Below are 23,170 nucleotides of genomic sequence, written 5' to 3'. Positions count from 1 at the left end.
AGAAAAGTTGAATTGCAGTGACGGTTCGGGTTGCGGTGGACTCCTTGGTGCTACGGGATGATCAGAAGCGCGCGGTCACGCTCAGCTTCAACGTGCGGCCCGGAGCGGGCAGCAGCGAGCGCGTCGCGGGGTCGGCGTAGTAGCGGTCGCTGAGGTTGGTACCGATCAGTTCCAACTGCACGGTGTCGTTGACGCGGTAGCTGGCATAGGCGTCGAACAACCAGGTCGTATCCCAGGAGAACGGCACGTTGAACACGCCAAGGTTCTGGTTGGTGGCTTCGGAAAATGCTTCCAGGTCACGGTTGGGTTTGCGGCGCTGGTAATAGACAACACGCGTGCCAAGTTCCAGCCGCTTGTCCAGGAAGCGCCCGCCCAGCGACCAGTTGGCCGAGGTTTCCGGCGAGGCCTGGGTCAGCAGCCAACTGCCGATGAAGCCTTGGTCGACGCAGGTGGGCGTGCTGGTGACGTTGGGGTCGATGGTGATGGCGGTGTGTTCATCGCAGACCTCGTTCTTCAGTGTGTGTGCAACGGCGAGGTCGGTGAAGAAACGGCCATTGTCATACCTGCCCTGGAACTCCACGCCCTGCACGAGCTGCTTGTCGATGTTGCGGAACAGGAAGTTGTTGTCGCGTTCGATCAGGTCATCGGTGCGGCGGTGGTAGTAGCTCAGCTTGAGGTCGGCGATGGTGTCATCGCCGAGCAGATGCCCGAGCTCCTGGATATAGCCCAGCTCGTAGCTGTAGGTATGCTCCGGCTCGAGGTCGCGGAACGGGCTGACGCTGGCACCGAAGGCGATCACGCTCTCGAACATGTTCGGGTAGCGCAGTGCCTCGTTGTAGCTGAAGTAGGCGCGGCTGTAATCGGAGAAGAAGCCGGTCACCGTCAGTGATGGAGCCCAGCCACGATCACGGCGCTTCTTTGCCACGGCGTAGCGGGATGCGATCGGGTTGGCAGTGAGGCCGATTGTGCAGTTCCCTCCCTCATACAGATCGGCTATGCCGTTGAGCATGCCGTTGGTGCAGGGGTTGTCTACGCGATGGAACTTTCCATTGGCATCAGGAAGCCATTGAATGGTGTTCGATTTGGCGGCTTCGTGAATCTTGGAAGCGACGTACTCCGCTTCGCTTATCCCCGCCGGAATGCCGAAAAGATCGCAGTAGAACGGCATCGCCGTACAGACCTGGTGAATGGTGCGCGCCTGCGTCTCAGCTTTGCTGCGCTCCTCGGCAGACATGGTCCGGTAGGTCGCCTGGTAGCCGGATACCGAGGCCAGGAACTGGTTGGGATGGTCAGCGAGGAAATCGTCGTACGCCCAGTACGAGGAGTAGCGGGCACCGGCGTTGATCTTCAGGAAGTCGACCGGGCGCCATTCGAAGTTGAAGTTGGCGTTCCACTCCTCGCGGCGGCCGGCGCGCGGGAACATGCGCCAACTGGCAGATGGGCCGATGTACTCGTCATGCGAGCGCAGCTTCTCGTGCTGGAAGTCGCCGCCGATGGTCAGGTCCAACGTATCGCTGAGCCGGAACAGATTGCTCACGGTCAGGCCGTTGCGGGTATTGGTGGAATCATCCAGCGCGCCGTTCATGATGATCGGCTGGGTCACCGCGTTCCAGTAGTTCGGGTAGCTGCCGGCGGTGTTCGCATTGCTGTCGGTATCGGTGCGCCACAGGTTGGCGTACAGGTCTATCCAACGGCTGTCCTGCGGCTGCCACTTGTACTCCAGGTTGTAGGCGGTGGAGTCCACCCGGCTCAATGACCACTGCGGCAGGCCGAGCGCGGTACGGTTGATGCGCGACGGCATGATCTCGCCGTAGTGCGACAGCGTGTCGCGGTAGCCGAAGCGCAGCACCTGGTCGGGTGTCGGGTTCCAGGTGGCCTTGAACAGCCACGATTCCATCTGGCTGGAGGTATTGGTTACCTCGTCGCCCGGGCGCAGGCGGTTGGCCATGGTAATGATGTAGTCGCCGGCGCTGATGTTCTCCACCGGCTGCGAGTAGTAGCCGGCGCCGCGCTTGCCGGCGAAGTAATTGCCACGGTCGCGGTAGGCGTAGGCACCGAACAGGCTCAGCGTGTCCGACTTCCAGCCCAGTGCCAGCCGGTAGGCGTGGTCCTCGCCATCGAGCACGTTGTAGCCACCACCACCGGTATGCGGTTGCACGCGCAGGGTCGGGTCGTTGGCCGGGCTGCCGGTGGCCAGCTCGGGCACGTCGCGGTGGTTCATGCCGGTGTACAACTTGCCCGGCAGACGCGGCGCTACCGCATTGCTGCTGCCTTCGATCTTGAATTCGCCACCGAACGACTCGCCTTCCGGCACCACATCGTCCACGTCCAGTGTCTTGATCACCACGCCGCCACCGATGCCGGTGGTGACATTGCGGGTCAGCGACGGGCCCTTGAAGATCTGCATGCCGCCGATCAGGTTGGGATCGACGTAGTTGCGGTTGCCGATACCGTTGTAGCCGCGCCAGGCGGTGACTGCCTGTTCGGTGCCATCGATGGTGACCGGCACGCGTCCCGGCCCCTGCACGCCGCGGATGTTGACGTCGAGCGCGCCGCTGTTGCGCGCATCACCGCTGAACACACCGGCGACGCCGTTGAGCAGGTCCGAGGGCGTGGCGCCCTTGTAGCGCTCGATCTCGGTGCGGCCGAGGTAGGCGGTGGACAGGTCCAGGTCGTAGACCTCGTCGTGGCCACGCAGGTCGCGCTGCGCGCCGGTCGCTTCGATGCCCTGCTTGCCGGTCACGCTCAGCGTGCCGGTGACGATGGGGGTGCTGGCAGCTGCGGCAGCAGCGCCGCTGCGCGTCACCACGGCGGTACCGGGTTCGCGCCATTGCCAGCTCAGTCCGCTGCCGGCCAGCAGTTGATCCAGCGCCTGGGCCGCGCTGAGTTGTCCTTTGATGGCCGCGCCCTGCAGCCCACCGACATCGCTGGACACAAACAGGATGCGGACCCCGCCCTGGTCTGCCAATCGGGTCAGCGCGCTGTCCAGCGACTGTGCCGGGACATCAAATGCGACGCTTTGGGTGGCACCGGCGTTGCTGCTCTGCGCGGAGGCATGCAGCGGTGCAGCGAGTGCCAGGGCGATGCTGACCGCCAGCAGGGCGGGCAGTCGTGAAGAACGGGAGTGGCTGGAAGGGCTCATGGGTCCGACGGAAATGGAGGAAGAGGGCGGCCGGATGTACCGGCGCTGACTTTATGAGAATAAGTCTCATTTCTATAGACGACCGGCGCAGGTGAAACTTGCAGCGTCAGCCGCAAAAAAAATCATCTGCTTGTCCGCGTACCCGCGTGGCGGGCAATTGCGGGGCTAGCGCGCTGGCGCGTTGCTCAGCGGATCAACTGTTCAGCGGATCAGCGGATCAGCGGATCAGCGGATCAGGGTCAGCAACGGCAGCCGGGTCACTTCCGCACCGGCCAGCGCCGCGATATTGCGCAGCGCTGCATCGATGTCATCCAGTTCGAATACGCCGGTGAGCTGCAGTTGCTGCAGCGCTTCGCCAACCACGACGATGCGTCCGGGCACATGCCGCTGCAGTTCGTCGGCGATTGCTGACACGGGTTGCTGGTTGAAAATGAGTTTGCCGCGTACCCAGGCGGTCAATGCACCGGCATCGACGTTCTCGGCCTGGCCAAGGACATCGGCGCTGAAGGCGACGCGCTGGTTGGCGATCATCTCGATGCTGGCGCCGGCTTGGTTGCGCAGTTGGGCCAGGCCGGAGACCACGGTCAAGGTGCTGCGGCGTGCTTCGCGGTGCAGGGCGAAGCGCCCAACGCTGCAATGCACGCTGCCATCGCGGCTCTCGATCACGAAGGGCCGCTGCGGGTCGGGGGCGACGTCGAACAGCAGTTCTCCGGCGGCCACCGAGACGGTGCGGCGGACGTTGGAGAACGCCTGCGAGAACGCGCTCTCAGTATTAAGCCAGGCCGTTGATCCATCACCAAGCGAGGCTTGGCGGCGCTGCCCGATGCGGGTGCGATGGTCGGCAAGCACGCCGCTGACCGGCCCCAGCAGGCCGGTACCAACCACACCGGCCAGCGCTGCCGCCGACAGTCCGCCGGCCAACACCGCACGCCGGCTCATTCGCCGTGGCGCGGGCGTCAGTGCCTGCACCCAATGGCGGTGCTCGGCGGCCAGCGTGGTGTGGCCAACCCCGTCGAGCAGGGCGAAGGCCTGCCGCGCCGCCTCGGCATGGGCCGGAGAGCGCTGGCACCAGTGTTCGAATGCCAAGCGATCGGCCGCAGACGGCCGCGCACCCAAGCGGATTACCCACTGGATGGATTCGTCACTGAGCGCGTTGTTCCGGGATCGGAAGCGGTCGAACATCGGGCGTGGCTATGCGGGCTGCGCGGGGAAAGAAGGTTACCTATCCATAAGACGTTTGGGCGAGGCCAAAGTTGCAGTGCACGCGGCCAGCGTCTTCCACTTTCGCCTTCAGGATGGCCCCAGGCGGTCGCGGCAATGCCGTAAGGCCTGGGCCAAGTACTTGGCGACCATGCTCTCCGACACCCCAAGCCGCTGCGCGATCCGCGCATGCGACAGGCCGTCGACGCGGAACAGCAGCAGGGCCAGGCGGGCATTGGGCGGCAGCTCGCGCAGGGCAGTGTCGAGTTGGCGCAGGCGGTCCTGGGCGATGGCATTGCGCTCCGGGCTGGCGATCGGGTCGGCCTGTTGCGGATCGGGCTCACCGTTGCCGCTCGCGCGCTGCTCGCGGCGGGCGACGTCGATGGCCAGGTTGCCGGCGACCCGGAAAATGAAAGCGCGTTCGTCGCGGATCTGCTCCTGCTGCTGGCGGCTGTCGGTCTCGAGCAGGCGCAGATAGGTTTCCTGCATGACCTCTTCGGCACGGGTGCTGTCGCCGGTACGCCGCCGCAGATGCCGCTTCAACTCACCGTAGAGGCTCAGGAAGGCGTCGATCAGGCGTGTGCTGGAGGCTGTCATGGGAACGCACGCACGCTGTGGGATGGCCGGTGCGCTATGCAGGCAGGCGAGGGACGGGGCGGGGTATAGGCCTGGCGCTGCTGCTTCCGGCAGCATGGCCAAGGATTCGACGACAGCGGCATGGGAGGTTCTCCACGGCGCCAGGCGCCGTCACGGTGTGGTCGGCTGGCCGCTCTGCTCGCTGACCCGTACATCTTACTTTCATCGGAGACGGCGTGTCAGTCGCGCACTTGATCCGACAGTGTTCCAACCAGCACGGACAGCTGCCGTTAGCGGCTTCTGGACATCCGCCAGTCGGGGCACTGCTGGCAAAGGTCAGCCCGGCATGGCGGGCGGGGCTGGCGCGGGCCACTCACGCCGCTAGGCCTGCGCGGTCTGCAGGTAGCTGCTTCTGCGCGCACGGGTTGCCCTGCCGACGCGCGACTCGGTCCGGCGCTGCAGCATGCAGTCGATGTAGTCAGCTGCGAGCAGCAGGCCATCGAGATCGGCGCTGCAGTGGATTCCCAGCCCGGCGAACAGATGGACCAGGTCTTCGGTGGCAAGATTGCCTGCCGCGCCCGGCGCATGGGTGTCGCCGCCAAGCCCGGAGATGGCGGTGTCGAATGCGCGGATGCCGTGCTCCAGCGCCGTGATGACGTTGGCGATGGCGAGCCCGAAGGTGTCGTGGAAATGCCCAGCCAGGCGATGGCTTGGCACTTCGCTCGTGCAGGCCCGCAACAGCACGCCAATGCTTGCCGGGGTGCCGGAGCCGGAGGTATCGCACAGGCTGATCTCGCGACAACCCATGTCATGGAACCTGCGCACGATGCGGGTGACGCTGGTCGTCGACACGGCCCCGCTCAGCGGGCAATCAACGATGGTCGCCAGCGTGGCGCGCACCTGGACGCCGAGCGCCAAGGCGCGCCCGCTGATCTCATCGGCGCGGCGCCGGCTTTCGGTGATGCTGCAGCCGAGGCGGGCGCGGCAGTAGGCGTCCGATGCCGCCGAGGCGACGGTGATGTCGCGGCAGCCAGCGGCGACTGCCATCTCCAGCTGCTGCATGTCAGGGACCACGGCCGAGCGGATGCGGTTGAGCGGCGGCGGGCCAAGCAGACCGTAGAGTGCGGCGGTGTCGGCCAGCTGTGGCATTCGCCGCGATGAGGCGAACGCACCAAGTTCCAGCTCCTTGATGCCGGCTGCCTCCAGCAACTCAACCAGGTTCATGCGCACGCTGGTGGGCAATGCCTTGGTCTGGCGTGCCAGCCCGCGGCTTGCGCCTATCTCGATGATGCGCACGTGGTCCTGCTGTGCTTCATCTTCATCGCGCATTACTGCGTCCTCATCCTGTGCAGCCCAGCCACTGCATGATCGAAGCGAAAGTTCCGCGCAGACAGCATGGCGTGCACCAGCGGTTCGATCTCGCTGCCGCGCGCCCCTGCCATCAATGCAAGATCCAGCGCATGCTGGGCAGGTTCCTTTCGCAGGATGGAGTCGCTCGCATGCGCATGCAGGTTGGCAAGGCTCTGGGCCAGCGCGATGGCCGCCACCGCATGCTCGATTGGATGCACCTCCCGGATTGATCCAGTAGCGACGCTGGTGCACGTATGCGTGGGCGGCGCCGCAGTGTGAGTCATCTGGTCCATCTGCAGGGGCAGCATGATTCTTCCGGATAGGTGTCCGTGATGATCGTGGTACCAGCTCGCCAGTGACGGGCCTGGTTCAATGTGCGACGAAAATGGTTGAGGCGCACGACCAGCGCGGCGATCAGTAGCACCTACTGCAGCATAGACAGCATTGGCCGCAGCCAGAACCTCGCTGTTGCGTGCACAGACGGCCGTTGCATCCTTGCAGCTGGAATCGTGCAGATCCACCAGGCGTCTGGCCATCGCATCGGCCTGGGTCGGGGTGAGCGAGAAGCTGTCGGCGTTCAGTGTCAGCTGCGCGTACAGCAGTTGCCGTTCTGCGATGCTGCTGATTGCGATACGGCCTCTGTTGCCGCGGGTCAGCTGTTCGATCAGCGATGCCATCTTTGCAATCATGGCGTCGACCACCGGTAAGTCGGAACGGTCGGGAACATCGAGCAGAAGCTCGATCTCGAGGAACGTGGCGCCCTCGCTGGAGGTTCGGACAAGGGCGTCGATGTCCTTGCAGCTTCCGCTGCGGGCTATCAACGTCGTGGTCAGGGTGTTGGCAAAACCGATCAGTTGATTGCGAAGCCGAAGTATCTGTTGGCGCGCACAGTAGAGATCGTCGATCGCATTGAACTGCATGCCTGCTCGTAACAGGGGGCCGGAGCCGAATGTGCGGAAACCACCGCTGACATGAGCCAGCTGGGCGATGGCTTGAATTGAACGGGCATGTCCAGGCTGGCGCGCAGCCATCGGAATGCGCAGGTCAAGCTTGTTCACCAGCAGTCCGTCGACAAACGAGACTGAAGCGCGGGTCGGAGCATGATTGTCACTCTTCATCCGTGATGCGTGCTTCGAAAGTGATGCTTCTGGCGACATGGAAGGGCTGATTCCGCGTGCCGAATTGCGCGGTATGTGCGCTATCACTGACATTGAAGTCGATGATTGCCCGTATGCCGGATGTGCATTAATTGCTTTCATCTCTTGTCGCGCCGTTGCTTCGCCTGTCGGTGAGGATTGCGTAGAACAACGGCAACCTTGTGCTCTGCGGGAGGCGAGCGACAGGTACAGTTCTTGCGAACAGCAAATGCGCTGCTGCGTATCTTTCAATTCATCTCAAAATGTCTATTTATGCTCTTTACAGAGTGTGTTGGCGCGTAGATACAGTGAGCGCCCGAAGAAATTCGTATGGATTTTTATGCGCTCTGAACCACGGAAGATTTCGCTAGCGGAAAAAGTTGCCATGGACATCGGTCGGCAGATATTGGCCGGTGTTCTCAAGCCCGGAGACAAGTTGCCATCGTTGCGTGAGTACGCGCGATTGAACGGCTATTCGAAGAACACGGTGATATCCGCTTTCGATCTGCTGGGCGAGCGAGCGCTGGTTGAAGCGCAGCATGGCAAGGGGTTCTTCGTGCGTGGCGTCGAGGCGCCACCTGAGCGTGACGTGGACGAAGAGCCTGTCGGCTACAGTCGGGTGATCGACACGCTGTGGATGATGCGCCAACAGGCCATCCGAGAACCCGGTCGATCACATCTCGCCGAGGGCTTTCCGCCGGTCGATTGGTTGACCTATATGCGGCTTGATCGGTTCCACCGGCAGGTCGCCCGCAGCGGCGTCGGTAGCCTATTCCGTTACGGGAACCGGTACGGCTACCTGCCGCTGCGGCAGCAGCTCATCCGGCGTATGGCCATGCATGGGATGGAGCTTGGGCCGCGCCAGCTGGCGACTACATTTGGTGCCAATCACGCGCTGGATCTGATCATCCGCCGCTACGTGGCACCAGGCGATACGGTGCTGGTGGAGCAGCCAGGTTATTACCCGTTGTTCGGCAAGCTGCAGCTGCAGGGCGCGAAATCGGTGGCGATAACGCGCCGCGTGGATGGTCCCGATCTGGTCGAGTTCGAGGCTGCGCTGCAGGCCACCAAGGCACGTGTGTTCTTCATGCAGACCACCGCGCACAATCCGACCGGGACGGATGTCGCACCGGAGGTTGGCAAGCGTTTGCTGGAGCTGGCTGCGGCGCATAACGTGCTCATCGTCGAAAACGATGCGATGGCTGATTTCAAGCCGAACTCGGCGTTCCGTCTGTCTTCGTTGTCGCAATTCAGGAACACGCTGTATGTCGGCAGTTTCTCGAAGTCGGTGTCGGCAGCGCTGCGCAGTGGTTTCATCGCTGGCGAGAATGCGCATATCGAAGAGCTGGCCGATCTGAAGATGCTGCTGCACATCGGCAGCAGCGAGTACGGCGAGCGCATGCTGGAAGCCATCCTGCGCGAAGGCAATTATCTTCGTCACGTTGGGCGCCTGCAGGACAGGGTGCGTGCCGCCACCGCAGAAGGACTGGAAGTCCTGCAGCGGTTGGATGCCACCGTCTATGCCGCACCCGAGCAAAGCCTGTACCTGTGGGCACGGTTTGGCGATATAGAAGACACCCGCCTGCTGACTGCGCGCCTGTTGTCGCGCGGCGTTGTGCTGGCGCCTGGTGCGTTCTTCAATATCGATTCGGAGCAGGTATCACCGTGGACACGCTTGAACGTGGCTTACTTGAACGACAGCGTGTTCATCGACAGTCTGCGCGAGGAACTGGATCAGGCTGCGGCGGTCGCATGAGGTTGGCTTGATGCAACGCCACCGCGCATTGCCGGTGAACCGGCGGCGATGCGTGGTGGCGCCGGCTGGATCAGCGCCAATCGGAGAGCGATAGCTTCAGCTCGGCGCTGAAGCCCTTCGCCGACTGCATCGGCACGCTGAAGATATTCGGTGTCTGCTGGTTGATGCCGATGGCCTTGGTGCGTGCGGTATCCAACTCGGCTTCGTTCTTCGGCCCACCGGCCCATTGATCGTCGCTCCACACGTAGCGCAGGCGCCAGCCGCCGGCATCGTCCGGCTTGGCAAAAACCACCAGCGTGTTGCGGAACAGGTACTCGCCGGGGATATGGTTCTTCAGGAACAGCGCACCGTCTACTTGATAGCCGGCATTGCTGACCGCAAGATCGATGGAGAAGGCGATCTCGCTGCCGGCCAGGATCTTGCTGCTGTCCAGGAACACCGAGAACAGCACGGTCGAGCGTTTGTCCTTCAGCAGGTTGCCCTGCGCATCGAAGATGTCGCCGTACTCGCGGCGGATGGCGCATTGGTTGGCTTGCGTGCGCGAGGTCAGCTCATAGGTGTAGGCGCCGCGCGGGGCGACCGTGGCCTCGATGTAGTACGAGGACTCGATCTTCTTGCCGCGCTTGCGTGCAGCCTCGATCTCCGGCGGGAAGGGCAGGGCGCTGATGTCGAGCTGGGCAGTGGCGCAGGTATCGCCGAACAGGAAGCGCACCAGGTTCTGGTAGCCCTCCTCGGAATTGACGATGCCGAAGTAGCCGCTGTGACTGCGGTTGACGAAGGCGCGCGGTGAGCCTTCTACATAGGCGTTGGCGATGCGCACCAGGCCATCGCTCAATGCACCGACCGCAAACGAGGACAAACCGTGCGCGGCGGCGTAGTCGCGGCTGTTGGTGCCGATCAGGCAGAACAGGCGCTCGGGTGGAAAGCCGGACGTTCCCAAGGTGTTGACCTTGTCCTTGGGCACCTTCAGGTACTTGCCCATATTGGTCCGGTTGAAGTTGTTGATGTCGTTGATTGACAGCAGGTTCGGCAGGTTGATGCCGCCGACCTCGATGCCATTGTGCGGTGTGGCATAGGTGAAGGCCTTGTCGACCATGGCGCGCACCTCGGCACTGGCCACGTCCGGGTTCTGCAGCAGGCAGCGGCAGATCAGCCCGCCCATCGAATGGGCGACAAGATAGACGCGGAACTCCTTGCGCATCGCCGCGTTGTTGCCGCAGATGCTGTCGCGCAGTTGTTCGATGCGCTTGCCCAGTGCGGCGGCGGCATCGGGGATGGACGGCGTCTTGCCGTCACCGAATGCCGGGTCCGCCGGATCGTAGTAGCGGTGGATGACGATGCAGCGCGGTGAGATACGGTCACGGCGCTCGGCACCGAACTCGTAGACGTCGCGGTAGTTGTAATCCTTCATCAAGCGCACCAGCGGCGACTCGAAGACGAATTTGACGATGCTGCCGTCCTGCGCCTGGCGCATCTTGGTGGAGCCTGCCTCGAAGCCCATGAACGGCGTGGAGGTGGTTTCGACGATCTCATCGCGGGTCATCGCGTAGCCGCGCACGTAGATGATCGGGAAGTAGGGGCGTTCAATACGTTCCATGGCCGGTCTCCGCGGGGGCTGCTGGCGATGGTGAACGGATTTTTGGGATTTGTCTTGAATGTGGTGCTTTAAGAGCTAACCCCTCCCCAGCGCTCCCCTTGGCTGCGCCAAAGGGAGGGGGCCAAGCTCTGCCCCCTCCCTTGCGCGAAGCGCAGGGGAGGGCTGGGGAGGGGTTAGCTTCTGCCGTTGCAGCACCTCGCCCCCAGCAACCTACCCCTCACCCCCAACCTCACTCCGATCCAGCTGCCGATAGCCAATCGCCTCGGTCAGATGAACCCGTTGGATCGCAGCTTCACCGGCAAGATCAGCAATCGTCCTTGCCACCCGCAGGATCCGGTGCATCGAGCGTGCCGACAGCTGCAGTCGCTCCATTGCCTGCTCGAGCAGATCAGCATCGGAAGTCGACAAACCGCAGTCGCGCAAGGTCTCCGCTTGCCCAAGGTGCGCATTGGCCTTGCCTGCTCGCTCCAGCTGTCGCGTGCGTGCCCGCATTACCCGCTCGCGCACCTCGGCACTGCTTTCGCCCGGTGAGGCGTCGCCACGCAATTCACTCGGTGCCAACCGCGGCACCTGCAGATGCAGATCAATGCGGTCCAGCAATGGCCCGGAAATGCGTGCGCGATAGCGACGTATGCTTTCTGCAGAGCAGCGGCAGCGGCCACTGCTGTCACCGGCCCAGCCGCAAGGGCAAGGGTTCATGGCAGCAACCAGTTGAAAGCGCGCAGGGAACTCCATGCTGCGCGCCGCGCGTGAGACGGTGACTGTGCCGGACTCCAGTGGCTCGCGCAGCACTTCCAACGCATGTCGGCTCCACTCCGGCAATTCGTCCAGGAACAACACGCCGTTGTGCGCGAGCGAAATCTCGCCAGGGCGCGGATGTGAGCCGCCGCCAACCAGGGCAACCGCGCTGGCCGTGTGATGCGGTGATCTGTAGGGGCGCTGTCGCCAGCGACTCGGATCAACGCCGCGACCGCTGATCGAAGCAATGGCGGCGGACTCCAGCGCCTCTTCCTCGCTTGCTTCGGGCAGGATGCCGGGCAGGCGCGATGCCAGCAGGGTCTTGCCGCAGCCTGGTGAGCCCAGCAGCAGGAGATGATGACCGCCGGCTGCAGCAATCTCCAAGGCGCGTCGCGCATGTTGCTGGCCGCGCACATCACTCAGGTCTGCAGGCGTTGCGGGGTCGGTGTGCGGTACCTGCGCGTCGGGTAGTTGCTTGCTGCCGGCCAGCGCTGCGCAGACTTCCAGCAGCGTGCGTGCGACTTTGACTTCGGCGTGTTGGGCCAGCGCCGCTTCACCCGCATTGCCGGGCGGCACGATCAGGCAGCGTTTGGCATCGGCGGAGGAAATGGCCGCGGGCAGGGCGCCATCTACCGCGCGCAGTTCACCGGTCAGCGCCAGCTCGCCGATGAACTCGTAATTGGCCAGCGCATTGCGGTCGATCTGGCCACTGGCAGCAAGAATGCCGAGCGCGATGGGCAGATCAAAACGCCCGCCTTCCTTGGGCAGATCAGCTGGCGCCAGATTGATGGTGATGCGGCGCGCCGGATAGTCGAACTGCGCGCAGAGGATGGCGGCACGCACCCGGTCGCGTGATTCCCGCACCGCGGCCTCGGGGAGGCCGACGATCTGGGTGAAGGGCAGGCCGCCGGACAGGTGTACTTCCACCTGTACCAGTGGTGCGTGCACACCCGCACGGGCGCGGCTGTACACCAGCGCCAGGCTCACGGCCCGGCGCTCAGGCGTTCTTGTCGGAGGCGCGGTTTTCCAGGGCGGCGACGGCGTGTTCCAGCGCGTCGAGCTTTTCACGGGTGCGCAGCAGCACGGCACGCTGCACTTCAAATTCTTCGCGGGTGACCAGGTCCAGCTTGCCCAGGCCGGCCTGCAGCGCGGTCTTGAAGGTGGCCTGCAGTTCTTCGCGCGATTCGCGCAGGCCCGGCGGCACCAGGCTGCTCAGGCGGCGGGCCAACTCGTCGATGTGGTTGAGGTCGATCATGGGGTTTCTCCGCAGGGGTGAGCCGAGCCTAGGCGGCGGCTGTTGCTTGCGGGCATCGGTATCCGTTAGTGCCAATGGTAAGGATAGTCCGGAACCTTGCTAGTGGCACGTCAGCCTGCACGGTATGCTTCAGGCATCACTCAAGGAGCCGACCAATGAAGATGATCATGGCCATCGTCAAGCCGTTCAAGCTGGACGACGTGCGCGAGGCGCTTGCCGAACGCGGCGTGGCCGGTATCACCGTCACCGAGGTCAAGGGCTTTGGTCGGCAGAAGGGCCACACCGAGTTGTATCGCGGTGCCGAGTACGTGGTCGACTTCCTGCCGAAGGTGAAGATCGAGGTTGCGGTGACCGATGCACAGGCCGACGAGGTGGTGGAAGCCATCGTCAAGGCCGCCGGCACCGGCAAGATCGGCGACGGCAAGGTATTCGTGTACGACCTGGGCAGCGTGGTGCGGATCCGTACCGGCGAGCTGGATGGGGATGCGCTCTGAGGTTTTGGGTTTTGGGGATTTGAAGCTTTAGAGCTTTAGAGCACCCCTCCCCAGCCCTCCCCTGCGCTCTGCGCAAGGGAGGGGGAAGAGCTTGGCCCCCCTCCCTTTGGCGCAGCCAAGGGGAGGGTTGGGGAGGGGTAGCTTCGGCCTTAGCCTTTGATCCGCCGATAAAGCCGCTTCCACGCGTTACGCACCGCCTGCACCCAGCCCGGTTCGGCCAGCGCTGCGGCCTGTTCGGCGGAGGGCTTCATTCCGGTCAGACGCTGGCGCATCTTCACCAGGTTCTTCATGTCGCTGCGGCGCAGCTGGCGGAAGATCGGCCAGTTGCGCAGCCAGCGCGGCGCCCGCAGCGCCGAGGTGAAGTCCAGCAATACCGGCACGCCGGCGCTGACCACCACATTGGTGCCGTGCAGGTCGTTATGGGTGATGCCGGCCGCATGCAGGCGCGCCAGCGCGTTCTGCAGCTGGTCGAAGACTTCCTGGGTGACGCCCTGCACGCCGGCGCTCAAGGTGTCACCGGGGATGAATTCCATGCCCAGCGCCAGACCGCCAAGGGTGCCCAGCAGCGCCGGGGCGTGCTTCCAGCCCTGCAGGCGCTTGAGCACCTTGGCTTCGCGGTGCACCAGCAGGCGCGCCACCGGCGACAGGGGAGTCCCCTGATAGCGGCGGTAGTCCTTGACCACGGCCGGGCGGCCGTCCAGTTCGGTGCGGTAGACGTCAGGCTCCAGCAGGCGTTCGCCGCGCTTGAGCAGATGGTGGGCGGGAACAACCGCGTGTTCGCCGTCGAAACTGGGCAATGTGTTCATCAAAACCTTCCTGACGCGGGCATGGCGCGGAAAGCGTCTTGCAAAGCCGGTCTAACGTGCCCGAGTGGGCGGGGATGTGCGGCAATTATAAAACTGCACGGTCCATGAATTGCTGAATGTAAAAAAAATGTTGGCGTCCTGGGCCGGAAAGGATTGTTGCGATGGTGTGACTGATGAAACCTGGCCTGTGTGCGTCATGGCCGGAAAACGAAAAACCCCGCGCCATTGCGGGCGCGGGGTTCGATTCACGGCGCTGGCAGCGGGCTTATTCGCCCAGGGCCTTGGCCACGAACGGCGGGCTGACCAGCACGCCGGTGTGCAGCGGGGCGGTGTAGTACAGGGTGTCGAACGGCTTGGCGGCCGAATCGGCCTCGCGGAAGCCGAAGCCGAAACCGGCCTGCTTGCTGGCCACGGTCACCGACCACCAGCCGGTCGGGTAGCACGGCTGCGGGAACGGCAGGGTCTTGAACGACTGGAAGCCGGCCTTGCCCATCTCCGAACGCATGTCCTTGATCAGCTCCAGCAGGGCCAGCGGCGACTCGCTCTGCTGAACCAGCAGGCCGTCGTCCTTCAGGGCGCGGAAGCAGCTTTCGAAGAAGGCCTTGTTGAACAGGCCTTCGGCCGGGCCGACCGGGTCGGTGGAGTCGACGATCACCACGTCCACGCTGCCCGGGGCGCAGTTGGCCATGTAGGCCACGCCGTCGTCGAACAGCAGCTCGGCGCGTGCATCACCGTTGGATTCGCACAGTTCCGGGAAGTACTTCTCGGCCATGCGGGTGACCTGCTCGTCGATATCGCACTGGGTGGCGCTCTCCACGCCCGGGTGCTTGAGCACCTCGCGCAGGGTGCCGCAGTCGCCGCCGCCGATGATGACCACGCGCTTCGGCGCCGGGTGGGTGAACAGCACCGGGTGGCTGATCATCTCGTGGTAGAAGAAATTGTCCTTGGTGGTCAGCATCATGGCGCCGTCGATGACCATCAACTTGCCCCAGTCGGTGCTGTCGTAGATCTCGATCTTCTGGAACGGCGACTGCACCTCGTCCAGCTTGCCGGTGATGCGGAAACCAATAGCCGAACCGGTCGGCTGGAAGTGTTCGATGAACCAGTTTTCGTTGGAGGTCATGATGATTCCTGGGTGCTGGGGCTGTCCTTCTCCCACCGGGAGAAGGTGCCCCGAAGGGGCGGATGAGGGTAAGGGCGAAGCCTGACATATTCAGGTTTCACGCTTACCCTCACCCCCGACCCCTCTCCCGGGGGGAGAGGGGAGGTAGTGAGGGCGCGGATTGTAACGGACCCTTGCCCCGCTAGCGTTAGAATGCGCGTCCTTATTTATCCACAGCTGAGAGTTGCTACGCCGATGAGCGATTGGTCCCTCGAACAGGCCCGCAAGACCTATTCGATTCCGCACTGGTCTGATGGTTATTTCGACGTCGATGCCGCCGGGCACGTCATGGTCCGTCCCGCAGGCGCCCAAGGCGCGGCGGTGTCGTTGCCGCAGGTTGTCGATTCGGCGCGTGCCGCCGGTGCCAAACTGCCGTTGCTGGTGCGCTTCCCGGACATCCTCGGCCAGCGCCTGGGCAAGCTGCAGGCTGCCTTCGCCCAGGCCCAGTCCGACTGGGACTACGCTGGCGGCTATACCGCGGTCTACCCGATCAAGGTGAACCAGCACCGTGGCGTGGCCGGCACCCTGGCCAGCCACCACGGCGAGGGCTTTGGCCTGGAAGCCGGCTCCAAGCCGGAGCTGATGGCAGTGCTGGCGCTGAGCCGGCCGGGCGGACTGATCGTCTGCAACGGCTACAAGGACCGCGAGTACATCCGCTTGGCCCTGATCGGCCGCAAGCTCGGCCTGCAGACCTATATCGTCATCGAGAAGCCGTCCGAGCTGAAGCTGGTGCTGGAGGAATCCAAGGCATTGGACGTGAAGCCAGGCCTGGGCGTGCGCATGCGCCTTGCCTCGCTGGGCGCGGGCAAGTGGCAGAACAGCGGTGGCGACAAGGCCAAGTTCGGCCTGTCCCCGCGCCAGCTGCTGGACCTGTGGAAGGCCCTGCGTGACACCGAGTACGCCGATTGCCTGAACCTGCTGCATTTCCACATGGGCAGCCAGATCAGCAATGTGCGCGACATCGCCAACGGCATGCGCGAGGCCACCCGTTACTTCGTCGAGCTGTCGCAGCTGGGCGCCAAGATCAGCCACGTCGATGTCGGCGGCGGTCTGGGCATCGACTACGAAGGCACCCGTTCGCGCAGCTACTGCTCGATCAATTACGGCCTCAACGCCTACGCCAGCAACATCGTGCAGCCGCTGGCCGAGGCCTGCGAAGCGCATGGTCTGACCCCGCCGCGCATCATCACCGAGTGCGGCCGCGCGATGACCGCGCATCACGCCGTGCTGATCGCCAATGTGTCGGAAGTGGAGCAGGCAGCCGAAGGCCGCGTGCCGGAAGCGCATGACGACGAGCCGGCGGCGATCCGTCACCTGCGCGAGATCCATGAGGAACTCGACCAGCGCCCGGCGGTGGAACTGTTCCAGGAAGCCCAGCATTTCCATGCCGAGGGCTTGAGCGCTTATGCGCTGGGCCAGATCGACCTGCCGCAGCGTGCGCGCATTGATGACCTGTTCTACGCCATCGCCAACGGCGTGCGTGCGCGCCTGAGCTATGACGAAAAGAGCCATCGCCCGGCGCTGGACGAATTGAACGACCGCCTGGTCGACAAGTACTTCGTCAACTTCAGCGTGTTCGAGTCGATCCCGGATGCATGGGCAATCGACCAGGTGTTCCCGATCGTGCCGATCGAGCGCTTGAACGAGCGCCCCGAGCGTCGCGGCGTGATCGCCGACATGACCTGCGATTCCGATGGCATGGTCAAGACCTATGTCGAGAACGAAAGCCTGGACAGCTCGTTGCCACTGCACGCGGTGCGTCATGGCGAGAGCTACCGCATCGGCTTCTTCCTGGTCGGTGCCTACCAGGAAATCCTCGGCGACATCCACAACCTGTTCGGCGATACCGACGCGGTGGAAGTGGTGGTGGAAGACGATGGCTACGTGATCACCCAGCAGCGTCGCGGTGACACCACCGACGTGATGCTGGACTACGTCGGCTACAGCCTGGCCGACCTGCGCACCGCCTACCGTGAGCGCGTGGCTGCCGCCGATCTATCGGCAGAACGTGCCGCAGAACTGGATGCCGCGCTGGAAGCGGGCCTGACCGGTTACACCTACCTGTCGGACGAACCGCTGGGCTGATCCAACAGCCCATGCAGGGAAACAGCGAACGCCGCGCAGGCCTGCCTGCGCGGCGTTTTCTTTGGCTGTGTGGTTTGGTGCGCGCTCAGGCCCGTGGCAGCTGCAGGCTTGCGCACAGGCCGCCGGCGGTATTGCGCAGGGTCAAGCTGCCGCCGTAGCTGTCGACGATGTCGCCGACTATCGCCAGCCCAAGCCCGCTGCTGCCATCGCGTTCGTCCAGACGTACGCCACGTTGCAGCACCTGTTGCAGCGCTTCCTCGGCCAATCCCGGGCCGTCATCGATGACGTCGATCAGTACCTGCTGATTGTCTGCACGTGCCTGGATGCGCACTTCATGCGCTGCCCAGCGGCCAGCGTTGTCGAGCAGATTGCCGAGCATTTCCTCGAGATCGGCTGCCGCGCCGGCAAAGCACAGCTGCGCATCGATATCGTCGGCGACGAAACGGATGTTGCGTTCGTCGTGCACACGCTGCATCAGTCGGCACAGCGATTGCGCGACTGGTCCTACCGCGCTGCGTTGATGCCGGTCTGCGGCCATGCCCGAGGCCAGATAACGATCAATGCTTGCCTGCATGCGCCGGCTTTGCTCGCGCAGGGTTTGCCGCCAGTGCTCGCCGCTGCCATCGGCTTCGGCATGCAGCACGCTCAGCGGTGTCTTCAACGCATGCGCCAGATCCTGCGCGCTACTGCGCGCGCGGCTGACCATGCGCTGGTGGTGGGCCAGCAGGGCGTTGAGTTCTTCGGCCAGCGGCGCTACTTCGCGCCCCAGCCCCTCGCTGCTGATCTGTGCGGCATCGCCATGACGTACCTGTTCCACACGTTTGCCAAGCGCGCGCAATGGACGCAGGCCGAACTGCACCTGGCTGACCAGCACCGCCAGCCACGCTGCGATCAATACCGCCATCGCCAGCGCCGAGCGCTGGCGGAAACGGGCGACATCGGCATCCAACTGGCTGCGATCGCTGGCGACGGTGACCTGCAGTGGTGCTTTGCTGCGCGGCAAGCGCACCTGTTGGGTCAGGCCGCGCAGGGGTTGCTGCATCGGACCGCTGAAGTCCGCGCCGATTGCCTGGGTGGGAATCTTTGGAATCGGCGGCTGCAGGCTTTCGTCCCACAACGAGCGTGATTGCAGCAGCACCTGGCCATCGGTCGTGGCGATCTGCCAGTACGCGCCGGAGAACACCCGCTGGAAGCGGGCGTCGTTGGGTTCCTGGCGCAGCGTGAGCTTGCCGCTGGCGTCGATCTCGGCCTGCGCCAATACGGTAAGCAGGTCCTGTTCAAGTTGCGTGTCCAGGTTGTCGCGCGCTGCCTGTTCGAACAAGCGCCCCAGCAGTACACCGGCCAGCACCGATACCAACACCAGGCCGAGACCGCCGGCAAGCAGCAGGCGCGCACGCAGTGAAAGTGCCTTCATGCTGGTGCGACCAAACGCCAGCCCTGGCCGCGCACGGTCTGGATCATGTCCACGCCAAGCTTGCGCCGCAGCCGTCCCAGCAGCACATCCAGTGCATTGGAATCCGGATCATGGCCGCCGTCGAAGACCTGCTCGCCCAGTCGCTCGCGACTGACGACGCTGCCCGGATGGTGGATGAAATAGCTGAGCAGGCGGAACTCCTGCGGGCTCAGTGCCAACGGCTGTCCTTCCAGCAGGAAGCGCCCGGCATTGATCTCCAGCTGCAGTGGCCCACAGCTGAGCTGCGCGCTGGCGTGGCCATTGCTGCGGCGGATCAGCGCCCGCAGCCGCAGGATCAGCTCATCGGCCTGGAAAGGTTTGGTCAGGTAGTCATCGGCGCCGGCATCGAAGCCGGCCAGCTTGTCGTGCCAGCGCCCACGCGCGGTCAGCACCAGCACCGGGAAGTCGCGGCCATTGCTGCGCCAGCGTTCGATCACGCTGAGCCCATCCAGCCCAGGCAGGCCAAGGTCGACGATGGCTGCCTGCAGTTCCTCGATCTGGCCGAGTTCCTCGGCTTCGCGGCCGTCGCTGACGTGGTTGACCACGTAGCCGGCCTGCTCCAGCAAGGGTTGCAGGCGGCTGGCCAGTTCAAGGTCATCTTCGGCCAACAGGATCCGCATCAATCGTCCAGTTCGGTCTTCAGCAAGGCGCCGCTGCGGGCATCATAGTCGAGCTCGATGACCACGCCGTCTGCACGCAGGATCTCCACTTCGTAGATGCCGTCGTCGAGTTCTACTTCCAGCAGCTTGCCGGGATGTCGCTTCAGCGCGTCGCGCACGATGTTTTCCAGCGGCACGTAGTGGCCCTGCTTCAAGGCCTGACGCGCGGTCTGCTGTGCGGCGTCCTGGCCATGGGCGATGGCCAGCGGCGTGCCTGCCGTCAGCAAGGACAGGCCAGCGAGGGCGACAAGGGTGCGGTAGGAAAACATGACGCAATTAATAGCGCGCCTGGCTAACAATCGACTAACAGTGCTGGCTAGGGCGCTGTTAGGCAGGCGGCGGAGACTGTCCGGGCCGGGCTGATCCGGCAGCACTCAAGGAACTCCCCCATGTTGAAGTCATTGTTCGCCACCGCCGCCATTGCCGCGGCATTGAGCACCAGCGCCCATGCACAGACCAAGTCGCTGGGCATGGCCGAGGTCGAGCAGAAGCTGCGTGCCGCCGGCTATACCCAGATCCACGAGATCGAGAAGGACGACGGCTTGTGGGAGGCCGATGTGGCGCGCGCTGATGGCCGCTTCGCCGAAGTGTGGGTAGACCCGGCGACCGGTGAGATCTTCGATGAACACGATGGTCGCGCCCTGTTGGGCAGCGAGCAGATCCTGGCCCGTGCCGGCGCCGCAGGCCTGCGCGAGATCCATTCGCTGGAACGCGATGGCGCCACCTGGAAGCTGGAAGCACGCAATGCCCGCAACCAGCGCGTGGAAGTGCGCATGAGCGGCGTCGATGGCCGCATCCTGCACAGCGAGCGTGATGGCTGGCTGGACTGAGCTGGGCCTCGGCCGAACCCGCAGTGTGCCACCCATGCGCTCTGAACAAGGCCGTGCTGCCTGCGATTGCAGGCAGCCGCGTTCTCCCTGTCAGTCATTGGCGAACAAGCGGCCATCTCCGTGCGCCCTGTCCAGATAGACGGCGAGGCCAACCAGCGCGAAACCGTATACAACAACGCCGCCAATGAATTTGTACATGCGTGCTCCCTTTGACTCTGCTGAAGGTTCCGGGCATCGGATGCGCCGGGCGGTGATCAAGCTTGGGCGAGCTTGGCGACAATCCATGTCGCCATGCGTGCTTTCGCCGGCCCACTGCGCTTGTTCGTGAGCCATCCGGACCATCGGCTCAGCGCAGGAATACGTGCCAACTGACTGCCGACAACCAACCCAAGGCAAGCGCAAATAGAGCAATGAAGGTGGTGCGCATCCGCACATGCGCCTTCATCAGCGCAGCGAACTTCAGCTCGCTAGCCGATTGCTGCGCAATGAGTGCGCGTTCGAACGTGCTGAGTAGGTGAGCCTGGGATGCGAGCTCGCCGGCGTGTTTGTCGATGACGGCGTCACGCGACGTATCCAGTTCCTGCTTCTCATGCAACTCGGCTCGCAGGCTGGAAAGTGCCTCGTTCTGCCATTGGTCGAGTGTGTCGTTCTCTTGGCTGCGTTGGGACAGTGCTGCAATCGTTGCATCGAGGGCGTTGCTGCGTACGGTTGCCAGTTGCGCTTCTGCGTCGAGGCGATTGACAAGGTCCTGGATGCCTTGCGCGTTGCTGTCGATCCGATCCTGGGTGTCCTGCGAGCTGTCCAGGATTCCAGAGATGATGCTGGTTGCCGTTTCCGCCAGGTCGCGACCCTCTTTGCCAAGCCGGGTGATGTTGCCGTTGGCATCCTTGAAGCCACCATCGATGCCGGCGCGCATTTCCTTCATCAACACCACAAGCCCGGCGTAGCTGAGCATGTTCAAGCGAATGGTTTCCTGGATCAGGTCCACCATGCGCTTGTTGATGTTGCCCTGGATCTTGGCGATCTCGCTCAGGTCCTTGGCGGTGCTGGAAGTCAAACGCTGCCAGATGCCGCGCTCCTCGATGGCACGGGAGAGATTCTTTGACTGCTTGATCTCCTCTTCAAGCGACTCGATTTCCTTGAAGAAACGCTGTGCCATGAACCGCGCCTTCAGTGATTCTTCCTGGGCGGCGAGTGCAGTGCTGCGGGCGGATGCATGGGTTTCGTCGGTGCTGATAGTCATTGAGCTGCTTGCATGAGTGCCGGGTTACGGGGCGCGCTTGGCCAGCAAGCGCAGTTTGTCCACGGCGCTCGCATAGCCATCGATTGCGACGTGGGCGTGTTGTGAGGATTCCTCGATCTCCATCCATGTGCTGGAGAGCTCCAGCTGCATCTGGGTGGTGGTGGCAACCACATGCGCATATGAATGGTCGAACATCATCAGCGTCTGCTTCATCTTGAGATGGGCAACAGCATGGCCGCGATGCACGTCGGCCAGCTGCTTGTTCTGGAATGCGATGTGTTCCTTCAGGCGGTCGAAGGCAAGCACGGTGAGCAGGCCCATTGTTCCGCTGAGGATGGCCACCAGCACCGAGGAGATATCCTGGGCGAACGGCGTCAGCAGCGGGATTGATTCGATTGCCTTGGCCACCGATTCCTGCAGCAGCAAGGTGGCTGCGGTGACCAGGCCGCCGGAGAGCAGTTTGAGGACTTCCATGGCGATATCGCTACCGCTCATGCCTTCCGGTGGCAGCGCGATCAACTTGATGGAACGGATCACGGCGAGGGTGGATTCGCGGATGATGGTCACGATGCGCTTGGCCGTGGTCACGAAGCTGTTGATCAGCAGCGTGATCAGGTTGGACAGCAGTCCGGCGAAGCCGGCCATGCCGCCTTCCTTCAGGAAATCAGCCCATTTCTCCTTGAGCGTACTGGCGGTTGCCAGCAGCCGGGCCTTCAGCAGTTCGGCCAGCTGTTTCAGGCTCTGGAAGCCATCGCGGACCAGTTGTTTGACGTCGTCGATCAGGCCGGAAGCCAGGTCTTTCAGGATCATGCCCAGGATCTGCCGCAGGGCGAGCTTGCCGGCTTCCGAGCCGCCCTCGATCAGGAACTCCTTTGACTGCTTCTTGAGCATGGCCAGGTTCTGCTTCCGTTCCACCGCCTTCTTCGATGTCTCGTAGATCTCCTGTGCCTTCTCCATGTCGATGCCGTAGCGCCGATCATTGGTTCCGGCCAACGGTGCCGTCTCCGCGGTGGCCCAGAGCATCAGGTCACTGTCCTGCTTGGACGAATTGAGGGACTTCTCGGTCCAGACCAGATTTTCCTTGAGCGTTGCGGTCTGCACGCGCTCTTCGGGCGTCTGTGCCAGCTGTCCCTTGGCCGAGCGCTCAATCTCGCCAACCGGGATTACATGGTCACGCGACGGCGTCTTCATATCGCGGCCGGTGTACGCATCCTTGGTATCAGGTGTTGCGGATTTCAGCGGCATCGCTTGCTCCAAGGCCTGGTCATAGGCATGGTGCTTGCCCGGCGCGATGCCTTGCTGCTTGTTGCCGGCGCTGCGATCGATCCGGTTCTCGCGGGATTCCTTCAGCGATTGCAGGCGTTCGGCATCACGCAGTGCGATCAGGTGCTCCTTGCCGTCCGCAAGTGCTTCCTCGAAGTTGTGTGCGGTGGTGATGCTGCCACCATCCTTGTCGGAGAACATGGACCTGCTCAGCCCAAACGGGCCAAGTACCGAGTCAATCACGACATCTTTCAGGTTGTCAGCGAAATCGCTGCGCGACACACCGGGGCTGGCGTTGATTTCGGCGATGAGAACGGCGACTTCCTCGTCGATCTCGATGACCAGTTGGCTGGGTGCTGATGTGTTCATGCTCGGGTTCGTCTGCTCACATGTTGATTCGGTGCTGGCAACTTCCGGTCCAGCAT

The 23,170-nt window shown here is 63.5% G+C and carries 19 protein-coding genes; 4 read left to right on the top strand and 15 right to left on the bottom strand.

Going from position 1 to position 23,170, the window contains the following annotated elements; translation table 11 throughout:
- Positions 1-61 precede the first annotated feature (61 nt).
- The 5 genes from Q5Z11_RS19190 to Q5Z11_RS19170 all read right to left on the bottom strand — a co-directional run bounded on the left by Q5Z11_RS19190 (position 62) and on the right by Q5Z11_RS19170 (position 7,425).
- Positions 62-3,142, bottom strand: coding sequence for a TonB-dependent receptor (locus Q5Z11_RS19190; protein WP_303747865.1), 3,081 nt, complete (start codon positions 3,140-3,142; stop codon positions 62-64).
- A gap of 225 nt (positions 3,143-3,367) precedes the next feature.
- Entirely contained in the window at positions 3,368-4,324 is a 957-nt protein-coding gene (locus Q5Z11_RS19185) for a FecR family protein (protein ID WP_303747864.1), read from the bottom strand.
- Positions 4,325-4,432: 108 nt separating this feature from the next.
- Positions 4,433-4,939, bottom strand: a complete 507-nt coding sequence (locus tag Q5Z11_RS19180) for an RNA polymerase sigma factor (protein ID WP_303747863.1) — start codon at positions 4,937-4,939, stop codon at positions 4,433-4,435.
- Positions 4,940-5,299: 360 nt separating this feature from the next.
- Complete coding sequence (locus tag Q5Z11_RS19175; protein WP_303747862.1) at positions 5,300-6,247, bottom strand: hydroxymethylglutaryl-CoA lyase; 948 nt, start codon at positions 6,245-6,247, stop codon at positions 5,300-5,302.
- Positions 6,247-7,425, bottom strand: coding sequence for a hypothetical protein (locus tag Q5Z11_RS19170; RefSeq protein WP_303747861.1), 1,179 nt, complete (start codon positions 7,423-7,425; stop codon positions 6,247-6,249). Before Q5Z11_RS19170 ends, Q5Z11_RS19175 begins: the two co-directional genes overlap by 1 nt.
- On the opposite strand from Q5Z11_RS19170, the gene Q5Z11_RS19165 reads away from it, so the two are divergent.
- A complete protein-coding gene (locus tag Q5Z11_RS19165; protein WP_345783918.1) occupies positions 7,424-9,160 on the top strand; it encodes an aminotransferase-like domain-containing protein in 1,737 nt (578 codons plus the stop codon). The genes Q5Z11_RS19170 and Q5Z11_RS19165 overlap by 2 nt on opposite strands.
- A gap of 70 nt (positions 9,161-9,230) precedes the next feature.
- On the opposite strand, the gene Q5Z11_RS19160 is transcribed toward Q5Z11_RS19165, so the two are convergent.
- From Q5Z11_RS19160 to ubiK, 3 genes are all read right to left on the bottom strand, one after another.
- Positions 9,231-10,757, bottom strand: coding sequence for an esterase/lipase family protein (locus Q5Z11_RS19160; RefSeq protein ID WP_303747859.1), 1,527 nt, complete (start codon positions 10,755-10,757; stop codon positions 9,231-9,233).
- A gap of 210 nt (positions 10,758-10,967) precedes the next feature.
- The gene (locus tag Q5Z11_RS19155) at positions 10,968-12,482 is read right to left on the bottom strand and encodes a YifB family Mg chelatase-like AAA ATPase (RefSeq protein WP_303747858.1); all 1,515 of its coding nucleotides are present in this window, start codon (positions 12,480-12,482) and stop codon (positions 10,968-10,970) included.
- 10 nt (positions 12,483-12,492) lie between these two features.
- Positions 12,493-12,750 (bottom strand): ubiquinone biosynthesis accessory factor UbiK, encoded by a 258-nt coding sequence (gene ubiK, locus Q5Z11_RS19150; protein WP_303747857.1) that lies wholly within the window; start codon positions 12,748-12,750, stop codon positions 12,493-12,495.
- Between the two features lie 155 nt (positions 12,751-12,905).
- Here ubiK and Q5Z11_RS19145 point away from each other — a divergent pair, with 155 nt between their 5' ends.
- A complete protein-coding gene (locus tag Q5Z11_RS19145; RefSeq protein ID WP_057628415.1) occupies positions 12,906-13,244 on the top strand; it encodes a P-II family nitrogen regulator in 339 nt (112 codons plus the stop codon).
- Positions 13,245-13,393: 149 nt separating this feature from the next.
- Here Q5Z11_RS19145 and Q5Z11_RS19140 read toward each other — a convergent pair whose 3' ends face one another.
- Together Q5Z11_RS19140 and speE are read right to left on the bottom strand one after the other, a co-directional pair.
- Positions 13,394-14,050 carry an RIO1 family regulatory kinase/ATPase domain-containing protein gene (locus Q5Z11_RS19140; protein ID WP_303747856.1) on the bottom strand — a complete coding sequence of 219 codons (657 nt, stop codon included), beginning with the start codon at positions 14,048-14,050 and terminating at the stop codon, positions 13,394-13,396.
- A gap of 265 nt (positions 14,051-14,315) precedes the next feature.
- Positions 14,316-15,173, bottom strand: a complete 858-nt coding sequence (gene speE / locus Q5Z11_RS19135) for a polyamine aminopropyltransferase (RefSeq protein WP_282267936.1) — start codon at positions 15,171-15,173, stop codon at positions 14,316-14,318.
- 234 nt (positions 15,174-15,407) lie between these two features.
- On the opposite strand from speE, the gene speA reads away from it, so the two are divergent.
- Entirely contained in the window at positions 15,408-17,297 is a 1,890-nt protein-coding gene (gene speA, locus Q5Z11_RS19130) for an arginine decarboxylase (RefSeq protein WP_303747855.1), read from the top strand.
- An 85-nt stretch (positions 17,298-17,382) separates the two neighbouring features.
- Here speA and Q5Z11_RS19125 read toward each other — a convergent pair whose 3' ends face one another.
- From Q5Z11_RS19125 to Q5Z11_RS19115, 3 genes are read right to left on the bottom strand one after another with little or no spacing between them, the layout of a single operon-like run.
- On the bottom strand, positions 17,383-18,711 hold the full coding sequence (locus Q5Z11_RS19125; RefSeq protein ID WP_303747854.1) for an ATP-binding protein: 1,329 nt from the start codon (positions 18,709-18,711) through the stop codon (positions 17,383-17,385).
- Entirely contained in the window at positions 18,708-19,370 is a 663-nt protein-coding gene (locus tag Q5Z11_RS19120; RefSeq protein WP_303747853.1) for a response regulator transcription factor, read from the bottom strand. The genes Q5Z11_RS19125 and Q5Z11_RS19120 overlap by 4 nt, the downstream gene beginning before the upstream one ends.
- The gene (locus Q5Z11_RS19115; RefSeq protein WP_303747852.1) at positions 19,370-19,678 is read right to left on the bottom strand and encodes a PepSY domain-containing protein; all 309 of its coding nucleotides are present in this window, start codon (positions 19,676-19,678) and stop codon (positions 19,370-19,372) included. The genes Q5Z11_RS19120 and Q5Z11_RS19115 overlap by 1 nt, the downstream gene beginning before the upstream one ends.
- A 120-nt stretch (positions 19,679-19,798) precedes the next feature.
- Between Q5Z11_RS19115 and Q5Z11_RS19110 the strand changes: the two genes are divergently transcribed.
- Complete coding sequence (locus tag Q5Z11_RS19110; protein WP_303747851.1) at positions 19,799-20,239, top strand: PepSY domain-containing protein; 441 nt, start codon at positions 19,799-19,801, stop codon at positions 20,237-20,239.
- A gap of 346 nt (positions 20,240-20,585) precedes the next feature.
- On the opposite strand, the gene Q5Z11_RS19105 is transcribed toward Q5Z11_RS19110, so the two are convergent.
- Together Q5Z11_RS19105 and Q5Z11_RS19100 are read right to left on the bottom strand one after the other, a co-directional pair.
- Positions 20,586-21,482 carry a hypothetical protein gene (locus tag Q5Z11_RS19105; protein ID WP_303747850.1) on the bottom strand — a complete coding sequence of 299 codons (897 nt, stop codon included), beginning with the start codon at positions 21,480-21,482 and terminating at the stop codon, positions 20,586-20,588.
- Positions 21,483-21,506: 24 nt separating this feature from the next.
- On the bottom strand, positions 21,507-23,114 hold the full coding sequence (locus Q5Z11_RS19100; protein ID WP_303747849.1) for a hypothetical protein: 1,608 nt from the start codon (positions 23,112-23,114) through the stop codon (positions 21,507-21,509).
- Positions 23,115-23,170: the final 56 nt, after the last annotated feature.

Source organism: Stenotrophomonas sp. 610A2 (genome assembly GCF_030549615.1).
GTDB lineage: Bacteria > Pseudomonadota > Gammaproteobacteria > Xanthomonadales > Xanthomonadaceae > Stenotrophomonas > Stenotrophomonas pigmentata.
Note: the sequence above shows the minus strand (reverse complement) of the source record. Positions and strands in the feature narration are given on the sequence as shown.

Bases quoted from the DNA above. Each gene is read 5' to 3' on its own strand.
- Q5Z11_RS19115 (WP_303747852.1), bottom strand. From the start codon at position 19,678: ATGTTTTCCTACCGCACCCTTGTCGCCCTCGCTGGCCTGTCCTTGCTG.
- ubiK (WP_303747857.1), bottom strand. From the start codon at position 12,750: ATGATCGACCTCAACCACATCGACGAGTTGGCCCGCCGCCTGAGCAGC.
- Q5Z11_RS19145 (WP_057628415.1), top strand. From the start codon at position 12,906: ATGAAGATGATCATGGCCATCGTCAAGCCGTTCAAGCTGGACGACGTG.
- Q5Z11_RS19140 (WP_303747856.1), bottom strand. From the start codon at position 14,050: ATGAACACATTGCCCAGTTTCGACGGCGAACACGCGGTTGTTCCCGCC.
- Q5Z11_RS19185 (WP_303747864.1), bottom strand. From the start codon at position 4,324: ATGTTCGACCGCTTCCGATCCCGGAACAACGCGCTCAGTGACGAATCC.
- speE (WP_282267936.1), bottom strand. From the start codon at position 15,173: ATGACCTCCAACGAAAACTGGTTCATCGAACACTTCCAGCCGACCGGT.
- Q5Z11_RS19120 (WP_303747853.1), bottom strand. From the start codon at position 19,370: ATGCGGATCCTGTTGGCCGAAGATGACCTTGAACTGGCCAGCCGCCTG.
- Q5Z11_RS19105 (WP_303747850.1), bottom strand. From the start codon at position 21,482: ATGACTATCAGCACCGACGAAACCCATGCATCCGCCCGCAGCACTGCA.
- Q5Z11_RS19190 (WP_303747865.1), bottom strand. From the start codon at position 3,142: ATGAGCCCTTCCAGCCACTCCCGTTCTTCACGACTGCCCGCCCTGCTG.
- Q5Z11_RS19160 (WP_303747859.1), bottom strand. From the start codon at position 10,757: ATGGAACGTATTGAACGCCCCTACTTCCCGATCATCTACGTGCGCGGC.
- Q5Z11_RS19170 (WP_303747861.1), bottom strand. From the start codon at position 7,425: ATGTCGCCAGAAGCATCACTTTCGAAGCACGCATCACGGATGAAGAGT.
- Q5Z11_RS19165 (WP_345783918.1), top strand. From the start codon at position 7,424: ATGGAAGGGCTGATTCCGCGTGCCGAATTGCGCGGTATGTGCGCTATC.
- Q5Z11_RS19100 (WP_303747849.1), bottom strand. From the start codon at position 23,114: ATGAACACATCAGCACCCAGCCAACTGGTCATCGAGATCGACGAGGAA.
- Q5Z11_RS19125 (WP_303747854.1), bottom strand. From the start codon at position 18,711: ATGAAGGCACTTTCACTGCGTGCGCGCCTGCTGCTTGCCGGCGGTCTC.
- speA (WP_303747855.1), top strand. From the start codon at position 15,408: ATGAGCGATTGGTCCCTCGAACAGGCCCGCAAGACCTATTCGATTCCG.
- Q5Z11_RS19180 (WP_303747863.1), bottom strand. From the start codon at position 4,939: ATGACAGCCTCCAGCACACGCCTGATCGACGCCTTCCTGAGCCTCTAC.
- Q5Z11_RS19110 (WP_303747851.1), top strand. From the start codon at position 19,799: ATGTTGAAGTCATTGTTCGCCACCGCCGCCATTGCCGCGGCATTGAGC.
- Q5Z11_RS19175 (WP_303747862.1), bottom strand. From the start codon at position 6,247: ATGCGCGATGAAGATGAAGCACAGCAGGACCACGTGCGCATCATCGAG.